At 67.3% G+C, this 13,096-nt stretch carries 8 protein-coding genes; 6 read left to right on the forward strand and 2 right to left on the reverse strand.

Features of this window, described 5'->3' with window-relative positions; all coding sequences use genetic code 11:
* Positions 1-211 precede the first annotated feature (211 nt).
* The 4 genes from N5D91_RS14270 to N5D91_RS14285 are packed head-to-tail and all read left to right on the forward strand — an operon-like array spanning position 212 to position 4,016.
* Positions 212-901 (forward strand): response regulator transcription factor, encoded by a 690-nt coding sequence (locus tag N5D91_RS14270; RefSeq protein WP_110713600.1) that lies wholly within the window; start codon positions 212-214, stop codon positions 899-901.
* Positions 894-2,285, forward strand: coding sequence for a sensor histidine kinase (locus N5D91_RS14275; RefSeq protein ID WP_164162877.1), 1,392 nt, complete (start codon positions 894-896; stop codon positions 2,283-2,285). Before N5D91_RS14270 ends, N5D91_RS14275 begins: the two co-directional genes overlap by 8 nt.
* Entirely contained in the window at positions 2,282-3,337 is a 1,056-nt protein-coding gene (locus N5D91_RS14280) for an ABC transporter substrate-binding protein (protein ID WP_110713599.1), read from the forward strand. Before N5D91_RS14275 ends, N5D91_RS14280 begins: the two co-directional genes overlap by 4 nt.
* A 28-nt stretch (positions 3,338-3,365) precedes the next feature.
* The gene (locus N5D91_RS14285) at positions 3,366-4,016 is read left to right on the forward strand and encodes a response regulator transcription factor (RefSeq protein WP_049421862.1); all 651 of its coding nucleotides are present in this window, start codon (positions 3,366-3,368) and stop codon (positions 4,014-4,016) included.
* Positions 4,017-4,654: 638 nt separating this feature from the next.
* Here the strand turns inward: N5D91_RS14285 and N5D91_RS14290 are convergent.
* On the reverse strand, positions 4,655-7,297 hold the full coding sequence (locus N5D91_RS14290) for a PAS-domain containing protein (RefSeq protein ID WP_180854349.1): 2,643 nt from the start codon (positions 7,295-7,297) through the stop codon (positions 4,655-4,657).
* Between the two features lie 66 nt (positions 7,298-7,363).
* On the reverse strand, positions 7,364-8,533 hold the full coding sequence (locus N5D91_RS14295) for a porin (protein ID WP_180847767.1): 1,170 nt from the start codon (positions 8,531-8,533) through the stop codon (positions 7,364-7,366).
* 332 nt (positions 8,534-8,865) lie between these two features.
* Between N5D91_RS14295 and N5D91_RS14300 the strand changes: the two genes are divergently transcribed.
* Positions 8,866-10,209 carry a dicarboxylate/amino acid:cation symporter gene (locus N5D91_RS14300; RefSeq protein WP_110713592.1) on the forward strand — a complete coding sequence of 448 codons (1,344 nt, stop codon included), beginning with the start codon at positions 8,866-8,868 and terminating at the stop codon, positions 10,207-10,209.
* Between the two features lie 230 nt (positions 10,210-10,439).
* On the forward strand, positions 10,440-12,731 hold the full coding sequence (locus N5D91_RS14305) for an NADP-dependent malic enzyme (RefSeq protein ID WP_032959490.1): 2,292 nt from the start codon (positions 10,440-10,442) through the stop codon (positions 12,729-12,731).
* The last annotated feature ends 365 nt before the right edge of the window (positions 12,732-13,096 follow it).

Raw genomic sequence — 13,096 nt, forward strand, 5'->3', positions numbered from 1 at the left:
TCCACAAACCCTCCCAGGTGCGCGCCAGGCGCGCGGCAATCGTGGGCACCGGACGGTGCGCGGCCGCAGTCTGGGTCGGGCAAGCTGTCATCGTCCTGTCAACGGTTTGTGCGGTGCAGCGTAAAACCGGCCGCTGCGCTCACTGGGCCACGCCCGGCAAGCGCGGCGGCGGCATGCGGTAGCATTCGTTTCCCCTCCCACCCGTGTGCCCATGCGCCTGCTGCTGGTCGAAGACAACCCGGATCTGGCCGATGCGATCATCCGTCGCATGCGTCGCAGCGGCCACGCCGTGGACTGGCAGGCCGATGGCCTGGCCGCCGCCAGCGTGCTGCGCTACCAGAGCTTCGACCTGGTGGTGCTGGATATCGGGTTGCCCAAGCTTGATGGCCTGCGCGTGCTGGCCGGCATGCGCGAGCGCGGTGACAGCACACCGGTTCTGATGCTGACCGCGCGTGATGGCATCGAAGATCGCGTGCAGGCGCTGGACGTGGGTGCCGACGACTACCTGGGCAAGCCGTTCGATTTCCGCGAGTTCGAAGCGCGCTGCCGCGTGCTGCTGCGACGCGCGCGCGGCCAGGCCAGCGAAGTGGTGCAGATCGGCGGCTTCCAGTTCGACAATGCCGCGCACCGGGTCAGCCTCGACGGCGAACCGATCGAACTGCCGAACCGCGAGTACCGGCTGCTGGAGATCCTGGTCGGTCGTCTCGGCCAGGTGGTCGGCAAGGATGAGATCGGCAACGGGCTGTTCGGCTTCGATGATGAGGCCGGTCCGAATGCCATCGAACTGTATGTGGGGCGTCTGAGAAAGAAGCTGGCCGCCGCGCCGCTGCGCATCACCACGGTGCGCGGCGTCGGCTACCTGCTGGAAGCCAGTGACGGCAACACCGATGCCGATGGCTGACGCCCGCGCTGCGAACGCCGCACCGGGCTCGCTGCGGCGCACGCTGTTGCTCTATCTCGGGGCACTGCTGGCGGTGTTCGCAGTGGCCCTGCTGTTTGCTGCACGTGACTACGGCCAGCGCGCCGCCAATCGTTCCTACGATCACCTGTTGGTCTCTTCGGCGCTGTCCATCGCCGATTCGGTGGCGCTGGTTGATGGCCAGTGGCAGGTGGATCTGCCTTATGCAGCGCTGGACCTGCTGGCGATGGCGCCGGAAGATCGCGTGTTCTATCGGGTGGCCGACAGCCGCGGCAACCTGATTACCGGCTACGGCGATCTGCCCGCGCCGCCGCGACGGCCCGGTACGCAACCGCAGCTGTTCGATGCCCCCTACAGCGACGAGACCGTGCGCTTCGTGGTGGTCGGCCGCAGTTTTGCCGCCGCGTCGGCGCAGGGCGAGGTGCAGGTCCAGGTGGGCCAGACCCGGCGTGCGCGGGAAGCCGTCGCGCAGGACATGGTCAATCGCGCGCTGTTGGCGATCGGCGTGTTGTCCGGCCTGCTGCTGGCGCTGGTGGCCTTCGGCGTGCATCGCGCATTCCGTCCGCTGGTGCGGGTGGAGCGCGAGCTGTCGCGACGGGAACCGTCCGACCTGAAGCCGCTCGACGCCCGCGTGCCGCGCGAGATGGACCAGATGGTGGCCGCGCTGAACCGCTTCATGGAGCGGTTGTCCAGCAGCAACGAGACGCTGCGCGCGTTCATGGCCGAGGCCGCGCACCAGATGCGCACGCCGCTGGCGGCATTGCGTGCGCAGGCACAGCTGGCGCTGGACGATGATGACCCGGAGGACATGCGGCGCAGCCTGCAGGCGATCGAACGCAACGCCACCCACATGAGCCGCCTGCTCAACCAGCTGCTCAGCGATGCCAGCGTGATCCATCGTTCGCACCTGCAGCGCTTTGCTGCAGTGGATCTGGCCGAGACCGTGCACCAGGCCCTGCATGAAGCGCTGCCGCAGGCCGGCCCTGCGCCGCGCGTGCAGCTGGCGATGACCGCCGAGCCGGTACAGGTGCATGGCGATGCGCTGCTGCTGCGCGAGGCGATCAAGAACCTGGTCGACAACGCATTGAAGTACGGTGGTGATGGCCCGTTGCAGATTGCCTTGACCGTGGAAGGTGGGCAGGCGGTGCTGACCATCGCCGATCACGGTGCGGGCATCGCGCCTGGCGATGCCGAACGCGTGTTCGAGCGCTTCGCCCGTGGCGAGGGCGCGCCGTCCGGCGGCGCCGGGCTTGGCCTTGCCATCGTCAAGCGCGTGGTCGACAGCCATGGCGGCCGCATCGATCTCAGCAACCGTCCGCAGGGTGGTTTGATCGCTACCATCCGCCTGCCCCGGAGCAGTTCATGATCCGCCTGTTCGCCACCGCCGTTGCCCTGCTGTTGGCCCTGCCGGTGCTGGCCGCACCGGGCGATGTGCGCCGTTTCCCTGCGCAGGGAGCCGCCATGGCACAGCTGCGCATCCACGGCACCACCGACATCGAAGTGTTCGCGGTGGTCATCGCCGACTACCAGCGCCTGCACCCGGGCACCGAAGTGGTGTACGAGGACATCATCACCCAGGACCTGTACGCGCGGTACCTGCACGACCGCGGCGGGCCGGCATCGCCGGACCTGCTGATCTCCAGTGGCATGGACCTGCAGACCAAGCTGGTCAACGATGGCCATGCGCTGCCACACCGTTCGGCACAGACCGCCGCGCTGCCGGCTTGGGCGCAGTGGCGCAACGAGGCATTCGGCATCAGCTATGAGCCGGTGGTGATGGTCTACAACACCCGCGCACTGCCGTCGGCGAAGGTGCCGCACACGCGCCGCCAGCTGCTGGACCGGCTGCGTGCGGAGGGCGCACCGCTACGCGGAAAGGTCGGCACCTATGACATCGAGCGCAGCAGTGTCGGCTACCTGCTGGCGACCCAGGATGCGCAGCGTGGCAGCATCGCCGGCGCATTGCTGGGCGCGCTCGGCGACAACGACGTGGTGCGTGAGGAGCGCACTGGCGTGCTGCTGGACCAGCTGGCCAGTGGCCAGCTGTCGCTGGTCTACAACGTACTTGGCTCCTATGCGCAGGCACGTGTCGATGCCGGCGCGCCGCTGGCCATCGTCGAACCCGAGGATTACACGCTGGTGGTGCTGCGTACCGCGGTGATTCCGCGTACCGGCCCGCATCCGGAGGAGGCACGGCGTTTCCTCGACTACCTGCTGTCGCCGCGAGGCCAGCAGGTGCTGTCGCGCGAAGCGCGTCTGATGCCGATCGTGACCGGCAACGCACGTGGCGACGATGCGCCCGGCCGCAGCCGCCGTCCGATCCAGCTCGGCCCGGGCCTGCTGGTGTACCTGGACGCGCTCAAGCGCCGCCAGTTCCTCGATGCCTGGCGCAGCAGCGTGGAGCCGGCAGGGCGCTGACGCGGCGGCCTGCCCGTACAATGGCGGCATGAGCGAATACACCATCCTGATCGCCGATGACCATCCGCTGCTGCGTTCGGCGGTGGTGCAGTCATTGCGGCAGAGCCTGCCGCTGGCACAGGTGCGTGAGGTGGCCAGCGCCGAAGCCTTGGCCGAAGCCCTCGACGCGCACCCGGATGTGGACCTGGTGCTGCTCGACCTGACCATGCCCGGCGCTCACGGTTTCTCCGCGCTGCTGCACGTGCGCGGCTCGCATCCGGACATCCCGGTGGTGATCCTCTCGTCCAACGACCATCCGCGGGTGATCCGCCGCGCGCAGCAGTTTGGCGCAGCCGGTTTCATCCCGAAGTCGGCGCCGGCCGAGACCATCGGCGAGGCCCTGCAGGCGGTGCTGGATGGTGGCCTGTGGTTCCCGGCGATGGCCGCCGAGCGTTCGGAGGCCGACGCACTGCTGGCCAGCCGCCTGGCCCAGCTGACCCCGCAACAGTTCCGCGTGCTGCTGTGCCTGGCCGATGGCCTGCTCAACAAGCAGATCGCCTATACGCTGGGGCTGGCGGAGAACACGGTGAAGGTGCACGTCACCGCGATCCTGAAGAAACTCGAGTGCCATAGCCGAACGCAGGCGGCAGTGCTGGTGAAGGCGCTGGAGCCCGAGGGCGACGCTGGTATCGGGTTGTAGTTTCCAACCAACGGCGAAGCCCCTCGTGGGTGGACACGTAGAGTAGTTCATGAGTGAGGCCGGGCAGGTGGACTGCGCAGGGGCCGCTGCAAGTACGTCCATGTAAGCTCGGTCGCCGCTTGCTCGTGTGCGCAGTCCTGCGCACACGGCAAGACCGGGGTTGGGCGTCCTGCCCAACCCGCCCGAGGCATGCCTCGGGCCCATGCGGCTCATGCCCCTGCGCAGCCCACCTGCCCGGCCACGGACAGGTTCCGTGCGCATCCATCCACGGAAGAGAAAAGAAGATCAAAAGCAAAGGCAGCCTGGCAGGCTGCCTTTTGTAGAGCCGAGCCCACGCTCGGCTGCTTTGCGGCCGGTCCGCGAAGCCGAGCATGGGCTCGGCTTTACACGAGCAAGCGCAGCGCGCGATCCGCTTTTGATCTTCTTTTTCTTCTCCGTGGGTGGCAGGCCACCGAAATCTGTCAGAGGCCGGTCGGGTTGGGTTCGCGGGGGTGTCAGCCGCATGGATGCGGCTGACAAGCCTCCAGGGACGGATTCACGGCGTCCCCCGCGCACCCAACCCGACCGACCCACTCGCAGCTTTTGCTTTCAGCGCACCAAACAACCCCACCCACGAGGGGCTGCGCCGTTGGCTGGAATCACCCGCGATGCCGCACCAGCAACTGACTCATCAGCGCCCGCAGCGCCGGCGGCTTCACCGGCTTGGCCATCATTCCCCAGCCACGTTCGGCGGCCATCTCACGCAATCCCGCATCGCGCTCGGCAGTGACCAGCACCACCGGCGGACGGGCCTGCCACAGCTCTGCCAATGTCTCGTACAGCACCGGGCCATGGTGGTCACCCATGCGCACATCCAGCAGCACCAGCTCCGGCACGGTTGCCGTCGTGGCCAACTGCAGCGCTGCCTGCGGGCCGTCAGCCAGCACCACCTCGCAGCCCCAGCGCTCCAGCAACGCGCGGCTGGCTGCGCAGACGTGCGGATCGTCGTCGATCACCCACACCCGGCGCCCACGCAGCGGATTGTCCGCCGCCGGTTCCTGCACCAGCACGGGCGCGGGTGCCGTGGCGGGAATCGCGCTGGCGTCGCCGATCGGCACACCCACCGCGAACACGCTGCCCTGGCCAAGCTGCGAGCGCAGCCGGATCGGGTGGCCGAGCAGGCGACCGATACGGTCGACGATCGCCAGGCCGAGGCCGGCACCGCGCTGCTGGCCGTCGTGCAGGCGGCGGAATTCCTCGAAGATTTCGCCCTGCAGCGCATCGGGAATGCCGGGACCCTGGTCGTGCACTTCGATCCACAGCATGCCTTCGCGGCGACGGCAGCCGAGCAGCACGCGGCCGCGCTCGCTGTAGCGCAGTGCATTGGACAGGAAATTCTGCAGGATTCGGCGCAGCAGCGCTTCATCGCTGACCACTACGGCATTGGTATCAACCCAGTCGACCACCAGGCCGCGTGAGTGCGCGGCGATGCCGAACTCGCGCGCCAGCGTCTGCAGCAGCGGCCCCAGCCGGAACGCCTGCACGCGGGTGGGAAGGCTGCCCGATTCCAGCCGCGCTATGTCCAGCAGGCTATTGAGGATCGCATCCTGCGCGGCCAGTGCAGCGTCGATGTGATCGCTGGTCTGCTGCTGCGCCGGGTCGCTCAGCTTGCCGCGCAACACCGAGACGAACATGCGCGCGGCATTGAGCGGTTGCAGCAGGTCGTGCACCGCCGAGGCGACGAAACGGGTCTTGTAGCGGTTGGCCTGTTCGGCTTCGCGGCGTGCTTCATCCAGATCGTGGGTGCGCTCGGCGATGCGGTGTTCCAGTGCATCGGCCAGCGAGCGCAGTTCGCGCGCGGCGTTCTTGTAGCTGGTGATGTCGGCGTAGCTGGTGACGAAGCCGCCATCGGGCAGGGGATTGCCGCGGATTTCCAGCACCGTACCGTCGTCCTTCTCGCTCTCGCGCATGTGCGGGCGGCCGCTGCGCAGGTGGTTCAGGCGGCGCTCGATGGCCTCGTCCACCGGGCCGGGACCGAGCAGGCCACGGCGTGCGTTGAAGCGGAACAGTTCTTCGATCGGCCGGCCCACGCGTACCAGGTCCACCGGGAAGCGGAACAGCTCCAGGTAGCGCGAGTTCCACGCGACCAGACGCAGCTCGCGGTCGATCACCACCACGCCCTGCGGCAGGTGTTCGAGGCTGCGGCTGAGGCCGCTGTCGGCATCGGTAGCGGCCTGCAGCAGGCCATCCTGCGCGGTGCGCAGTTCCTGTGCATGCTGCTTGAGCAGGGTTTCCAGCTCGCGGCGGCTGCGCAGGCGATGCTTGGCCAGGCGCCGGCGCTGCTGTACGAACAGCACCAGGAAGCCCAGCGCCAGCCACGCGGCACCGCCGGTAAGTGCGGCCGCACGGCCGGCAGTGGTGGCCGCACTGGCGTCGTGCAGCAGGTGCAGGTTCCAGCCCTCAGCGGGCAGCGGCAGACTCTGCCACAGCATCGGCTGCGGCAACGCCGGATCCAGCAGGCGTACCATGCGGCCGCCGTCGGCCAGTACATCCTCGGTGCGTGCGCGCAGTGGCTGCAGGGTGCGGTCGGCGTACTGGCGGGCGTCCAGCATTTCGCGGCGCTCATCGGCGCCCAGTGGGCGCAGCAGGCGGTAGCGCCAGCTGTCACGGTTGGCCAGGAACACCACATCGTGGTCGTCACTGGCGAGCACCACATCCGGGCTGCTCAGCCACTCCTGCTCCAGTGCCGACAGCTCGACCTTGATCACCACCACGCCGAGCCGCTTGCCGTCTTCCTCGATGGCCTGCGACAGGTAGTAACCGGGAACGCCGGTGGTCATGCCGATGCCGTAGAAGCGGCCGCGGCCCTGCGCCAGCGCCTGGCGGTAATAGGGGCGATAGCTGTAGTTCTCGCCGACATTGGTGGTCGGCTGGTTCCAGTTGCTCGCCGCCACCGCCACGCCATCGTGACCGACCAGGGTCAGGGTGGAAGTGCGGGTGACTTCGTTGGCGCGTTGCAGCTTGAGGTTCAGCCGCTGCCGTTCAACAGGGGAGGGCGGCACGCGCAGTGCGTGCAGAAGGTCCGGGTCAAGCGCCAGCACCTGCGGCAACGTACCGAAGCGGTCGATGCGCTGCTGCAGGCCCTGGCCGTACAGCTGCAGCTGGCGCTGCACCTGGCTGCTTTCCTCGCCGAGCGCGCGGCGCCAGGCGTAGTGGCCTGCCGCGACCGCGCACAGCGCGGTACCGCCGACCATCACCAGCAGGGTCAGCAACAGCATCCGATGTCGGCTGAGCCAGTACATGGCGGCAGTCTACGCAGGGCCGGCGGGCGTGGCGTGCACGCCCGCCGGGGTCTGACGTGGAAGGGGTCAGAAGTGCATCTGCGCGCGCAGCTCGAAGATCTCCGGCGTGCTGTGCACGCCACGACGGCTGGCGTCGACCTTCACGTAGTTGGCCTGGAACTTGAAGTGGCTGGTCAGGTACCAGTTCGCACCCAGGGTGAGGTCATGCTGGCGGCCACCGAGGATGTCGCCGTCATCGAGATCCAGGCGGCTGTAGCGGGCCACCAGTTCCACCGCACCGTAGTTGTGCGCCGGCTTGATGTTGGCCACCGCGCCGGCGTTGTACGGGCGCGATTCGCCGGTCAGTACCCAGCTGGCCATCGCGTACTGGCCGCTGCCGGTGTAGTCGGGCTTGCCGTCATGGCGGGTGACCGTGGCGCGCAGCGCTTCGGCCTGCAGCGAGAACGGGCCGCGGATCCAGATGCCTTCCAGACCGGTGCGACGGATCTGGTCGGCAGTGACCAGCGCGCCGGAATCGACGTAGCGGATGTCGGTCAGGCCGGCTTCCGGGCGCGCGCGCAGGCGGGCGCTGGCCTCGTGGTGCACGTCGCGGCCATCACTGTAGCCACGCGGGTTTTCCTGCGAGTAGGCCAGGCCCAGGTGGATCACATCACCCGGCGCCTTCACCGGCGTCCATACCGCACGCACAGCCTGGGTGGTGCCGGGGTTGTCGCCCTGCAGGTCCTTGCCGCCATAGGCGCCTGCCTGCAGCAGGTACTGCGGACGCTCCAGCACCCATTCCACACCGGTACGGCGGCCCTCGTAGAAGGCCTGCACCGGCAAGGAGGTTTCAAGGAAGCTGCCGGCACGCGAAGAGGTATTCGCATCCAGGCCGACCGGGGTCTTCATGTAGCCGAAGCGGAAACGGCCGACGTCGCGGCCGAAGAACGCCTTGCTCTCGAAGCGCACGAATACGTCCAGCCAGGTGTCAGCCTGGAAGTCGTAGTAGACCATTGCATCGTAGACGCCCTTCTTCTTCAGCGTCGCGCCGAATTCCTTGCGGCGCACGGCATCGTCGTCCTCGAGGCCACTGGCCGAAGAGAAGTCGTTGTAGTCGTAGGCGATGTTGGCGGTGGCCGCCAGCTCGGTGCCATCGCCGAAGGTGTACTTGGTCGGCCAGTTGTCGAAATCGGCAGCCGAGGCGAAGGCGGGAAGGGCGGCCAGCGACAGGGCCAGCAAGGTGGGAATCGGGCGCATGTTGGGTGCGGCTCTCTCAGATTGCGTGTGGACAGGACAACAACGGCCGCAAGGGCCGGAACTTTCGCATAGACGCGCCCGGCCGTTCAGCTCGGGCCACCGGCCTCCCCAGGATCGGGCGGTGCGGCGCCAGTGTAGGCACCGTGGCCACCTGAACCGGGGGGCTAGTACCAATAGGTTATCTGCGCCGGCGTGCCCGGCGCGTACAAAGGCGTCCATTGGTCGCACCCCCTGCGCGTGCTGCACAGGGCCTGCGAGCAGTTTCCACGGTAACGGTTCCCGCGCTGTCCCGGGGCCGTACGTGCCTGAAAACGCCCCTTCCGGAGTACGCCATGCACATCCCGACCGCAGCCCCGGCGCCTGCAAAGCCGTTGCCGATCTATCGCCAGCTGTACTTCCAGGTGATCGTGGCGATCGTCCTGGGCGCCATCCTCGGCCACTACGAGCCGCTGGTTGGCGAGAAGATGAAACCGCTCGGCGATGCCTTCATCAACCTGGTGAAGATGATCATCGCGCCGGTGATCTTCCTGACCATCGTCACCGGTATCGCCAGCATGACCCACCTGCGCACGGTGGGCCGCGTGTTCGCCAAGGCGATGGCATACTTCCTGTTCTTCTCCACGCTGGCTCTGATCGTCGGCATGGTCGTGGCGCACGTGGTGCAGCCCGGCGCCGGCATGAACATCAACCCGGCAGAGCTGGACCAGACAGCGGTGCACAGCTACGTCGAGAAGTCGCACGACCTGACCCTGGTCGGCTTCCTGATGGACATCATTCCGAAGACGCTGGTGAGCGCCTTCGTCGACGGCAACATCCTGCAGGTGCTGTTCATCGCGGTGCTGTTCGGCATCGCGCTGGCATCGGTGGGTGAGAAGGGCAAGCCGATCCTGAATTTCCTGGAGGCGCTGGTCGCCCCGGTGTTCAAGCTGGTGCACATCCTGATGAAGGCTGCCCCGATTGGTGCCTTCGGCGCGATCGCCTTCACCATCGGCAAGTATGGCGTCGGTTCGCTGGTCAACCTGGCCTGGCTGGTGGGCTCGTTCTACCTCACCGCGTTCCTGTTCGTGGCGGTGATCCTGGGTGTGGTCTGCCGCCTGTGCGGGTTCTCGGTGTTCAAGCTGGCACGCTACCTGAAGGCCGAACTGCTGCTGGTGCTGGGCACGTCGTCGTCGGAGTCGGCGCTGCCGTCGCTGATGGAGAAGATGGAACGTGCCGGCTGCAGCAAGTCGGTGGTGGGCCTGGTGGTTCCGACCGGCTACTCGTTCAACCTGGACGGCACCAACATCTACATGACGCTGGCCGCGCTGTTCATCGCCCAGGCCACCAACACCGAACTGACCCTGGGCCACCAGATCGCCCTGCTGCTGGTTGCCATGCTCAGCTCCAAGGGCGCGGCCGGCGTCACCGGCGCCGGCTTCATCACCCTGGCCGCCACCCTGGCCGTGGTGCCGGAAGTGCCGGTGGCCGGCATGGCGCTGATCCTGGGCGTGGACCGCTTCATGAGCGAATGCCGCTCGTTGACCAACTTCATCGGCAATGCGGTCGCTACCGTGGTGGTCTCGCGCTGGGAAGGCGCACTGGACCGCAACCGCCTGCAGCTGGCGCTGGATGGCCGCGAGAGCGAACTGCCGCCGCCGGTCGATGCGCTGCCCGAGGCGCTGCCGGCCAAGGGCTGATCCAGGTGTGTGGTACCGCGGGGCCGATCACGACAGTGGTACGGCCCCGCGGCGTTTCAAGGCGACCCATGGCTGTCATGCGGAGCGCCGAAGCTGGTCTCGCGGTACCGTCGCATACGGCACGGAATTGTGCGGTCGCAGCATGCTTGCGACAGGATAGCGACAGGTCCAGACGCTCCAACGGGGGTATCATCCCCTGTCCCTTCTGCCCATTCATGTAACCCACATCGATGTCCAACGAAGATTTCAAACAGGCCGCCCTCGATTACCACCGGATGTCCCCGCCGGGAAAGATCAAGGTTTCCGCTACCAAGCCCATGCTGACCCAGCGCGACCTGTCGCTGGCGTATTCGCCGGGCGTGGCGTACGCCTGTGAAGCGATCAAGGCCGACCCGCAGCAGGCCAGCGAGCTGACCGCCCGCGGCAACCTGGTGGCGGTGATCTCCAACGGCACCGCGGTGCTGGGCCTGGGCAACATCGGCGCACTGGCCGGCAAGCCGGTGATGGAAGGCAAGGGCGTGCTGTTCCAGAAGTTCGCCGGCATCGATGTGTTCGACATCGAAGTGGACGAAACCGACCCGGACAAGCTGGTCGACATCATCGCCTCGCTGGAGCCGACCTTCGGCGGCATCAATCTGGAAGACATCAAGGCGCCGGAATGCTTCGTGGTCGAGCGCAAGCTGCGCGAGCGCATGAAGATCCCGGTGTTCCATGACGACCAGCACGGCACGGCGATCATCGTCGGCGCAGCGGTGCTCAACGCCATGGCGATCACCGGCAAGAAGATCGAGGACGTGAAGCTGGCGACCACGGGCATGGGCGCAGCCGGCATTTCCTGCGTGAACATGCTGGTGCAGCTGGGCCTGAAGCCGGAGAACATCCTGGCCTTCGACCGCGAGGGCGTGATCCACACCGGTCGTACCGACCTGGACCCGGAAAAGCAGCGCTATGCGCGCGACACCGACAAGCGCACCCTGGCCGAGATCGTCGACGGCGCGGACATCTTCCTGGGCCTGTCGGCGCCGGGCATCCTGACTGCCGACATGGTCAAGACCATGGCGCCGGATCCGGTGATCTTCGCGCTGGCCAACCCGACCCCGGAAATCATGCCGGAACTGGCACGCGCCGCCCGTCCGGACGCGATCATCGGCACCGGCCGTTCGGATTACCCGAACCAGGTCAACAACGTGCTGTGCTTCCCGTACCTGTTCCGCGGTGCGCTGGACGTGGGTGCCACCGCGATCAACGAGGAAATGAAGATCGCCTGCGTGCGTGCCATCGCCGCGCTGGCACGCCGTGCGGCCACCGACATGGGCTCGGCCTACGGTGGCGAGACCCCGAGCTTCGGCCGTGAATACCTGATCCCGCGCCCGTTCGACCGCCGCCTGCTGGTGGAGCTGTCGGCCGCCGTGGCCCAGGCCGCGATGGACTCGGGCGTGGCCTCGCGCCCGATCGACGACATGGGCGCCTACCGCGACAAGCTGGCCCAGTTCGTCTACCGCACCAGCCTGATGATGAAGCCGGTCTACGACCGCGCGCGCAGCGACAAGCAGCGCGTGGTGTATGCCGAAGGCGAAGAGGAAGTGGTGCTGCAGGCAGTGCAGAACGTGGTCGACGACGGCCTGGCGCACCCGATCCTGATCGGCCGCCCGGAAGTGATCGAGTCGCGCATCGAGCGCCTCGGCCTGCGCCTGAAGATCGGCGAGAACGTTGAAGTCACCAACATCAACGACGACCCGCGCTTCAACGAGTACTGGCAGTACTACCACGGCCTGACCGGCCGTCGTGGCGTGACCGTGGCCGCGGCGAAGAACCTGATGCGTTCGCGCCCGACCCTGATCGCCGCAGTGATGGTGGCGCGTGGCGAAGCCGATGCGATGCTGACCGGCATCGTCGGCCGCTTCCACAAGAAGCTGGGCTACGTGCGCAGCGTGCTGCCGCTGGAGCCGAAGGTCACCTCGACCTCGGCGATGACCGGCGTGATCAACCAGCAGGGCGTGTTCTTCTTCGTCGATACCCACGTGCAGGAAGACCCGACCGCCGAGCAGCTGTGCGAAGCGACCCTGCAGGCGGCCTACCGCATGAAGCTGTTCGGCATCGAGCCGAAGGTCGCGCTGCTGTCGCACTCCAACTTTGGCAGCCATGATTCGAAGGACGCGCTGAAGATGCGCCAGGTGCGCGAGCTGCTGCTCAAGCGCAACCCGCGTCTGAACGTGGATGGCGAAATGCAGGGCGACACCGCGTGGGATGAAGCGCTGCGCCAGAAGCTGCTGCCGGGCTCGACCCTGCAGGGCCGCGCCAACCTGTTCGTGCTGCCGAACCTGGAAGCGGCCAACATCGCCTACAACCTGGTGCGCGTGTTCACCGACGGCGTGGCGATCGGCCCGATCCTGATGGGTGTGAACAAGCCGGTGCACATCCTGACCACCAGCGCGACCTCGCGCCGGATCCTGAACATGACCGCGATCGCTGCGGTCGATGCGCAGATCAGGAAACAGCTGGAAGCGGAAAAGAAGGCGTAAGCCTTCTTTCCAGCGACAGCTGCAGAAACGCGCCCCATGGGGCGCGTTTCTGTTTCCGCGAAGCGGAAACGGGTAGAGCCGGCCGCTGGCCGGCAACCACAATGATGTCCAGGTACGACGACAGCCGGCCAGCGGCCGGCTCTACCGTAGGGCAACTACAACCGGGATCGGACACGCCGCGACAGCCGGCCAGCGGCCGGCTCTACCCCGGTCCGTGCCACACGCGCTACGCAGCCCGGTCATTTCCCTGCAACGCCATTGCGGCCCAATACGCCCACGCGGCCCGGCCGTGGGAAGGGACCGGACCGGCCTTCCCACCCTGGGCCCGACCATCTCCCCATCGGCGAAAGTGTCATGCGCAATCG

The organism is Stenotrophomonas sp. GD03794 (assembly GCF_029842145.1).
Classification (GTDB): Bacteria; Pseudomonadota; Gammaproteobacteria; order Xanthomonadales; family Xanthomonadaceae; genus Stenotrophomonas; species Stenotrophomonas riyadhensis.

What these genes read in the sequence shown, in the direction of transcription:
- N5D91_RS14270 (WP_110713600.1), top strand. Translation starts at nt 212, where the DNA reads ATGCGCCTGCTGCTGGTCGAAGACAACCCGGATCTGGCCGATGCGATC.
- N5D91_RS14275 (WP_164162877.1), top strand. Translation starts at nt 894, where the DNA reads ATGGCTGACGCCCGCGCTGCGAACGCCGCACCGGGCTCGCTGCGGCGC.
- N5D91_RS14280 (WP_110713599.1), top strand. Translation starts at nt 2,282, where the DNA reads ATGATCCGCCTGTTCGCCACCGCCGTTGCCCTGCTGTTGGCCCTGCCG.
- N5D91_RS14285 (WP_049421862.1), top strand. Translation starts at nt 3,366, where the DNA reads ATGAGCGAATACACCATCCTGATCGCCGATGACCATCCGCTGCTGCGT.
- N5D91_RS14290 (WP_180854349.1), bottom strand. Translation starts at nt 7,297, where the DNA reads ATGTACTGGCTCAGCCGACATCGGATGCTGTTGCTGACCCTGCTGGTG.
- N5D91_RS14295 (WP_180847767.1), bottom strand. Translation starts at nt 8,533, where the DNA reads ATGCGCCCGATTCCCACCTTGCTGGCCCTGTCGCTGGCCGCCCTTCCC.
- N5D91_RS14300 (WP_110713592.1), top strand. Translation starts at nt 8,866, where the DNA reads ATGCACATCCCGACCGCAGCCCCGGCGCCTGCAAAGCCGTTGCCGATC.
- N5D91_RS14305 (WP_032959490.1), top strand. Translation starts at nt 10,440, where the DNA reads ATGTCCAACGAAGATTTCAAACAGGCCGCCCTCGATTACCACCGGATG.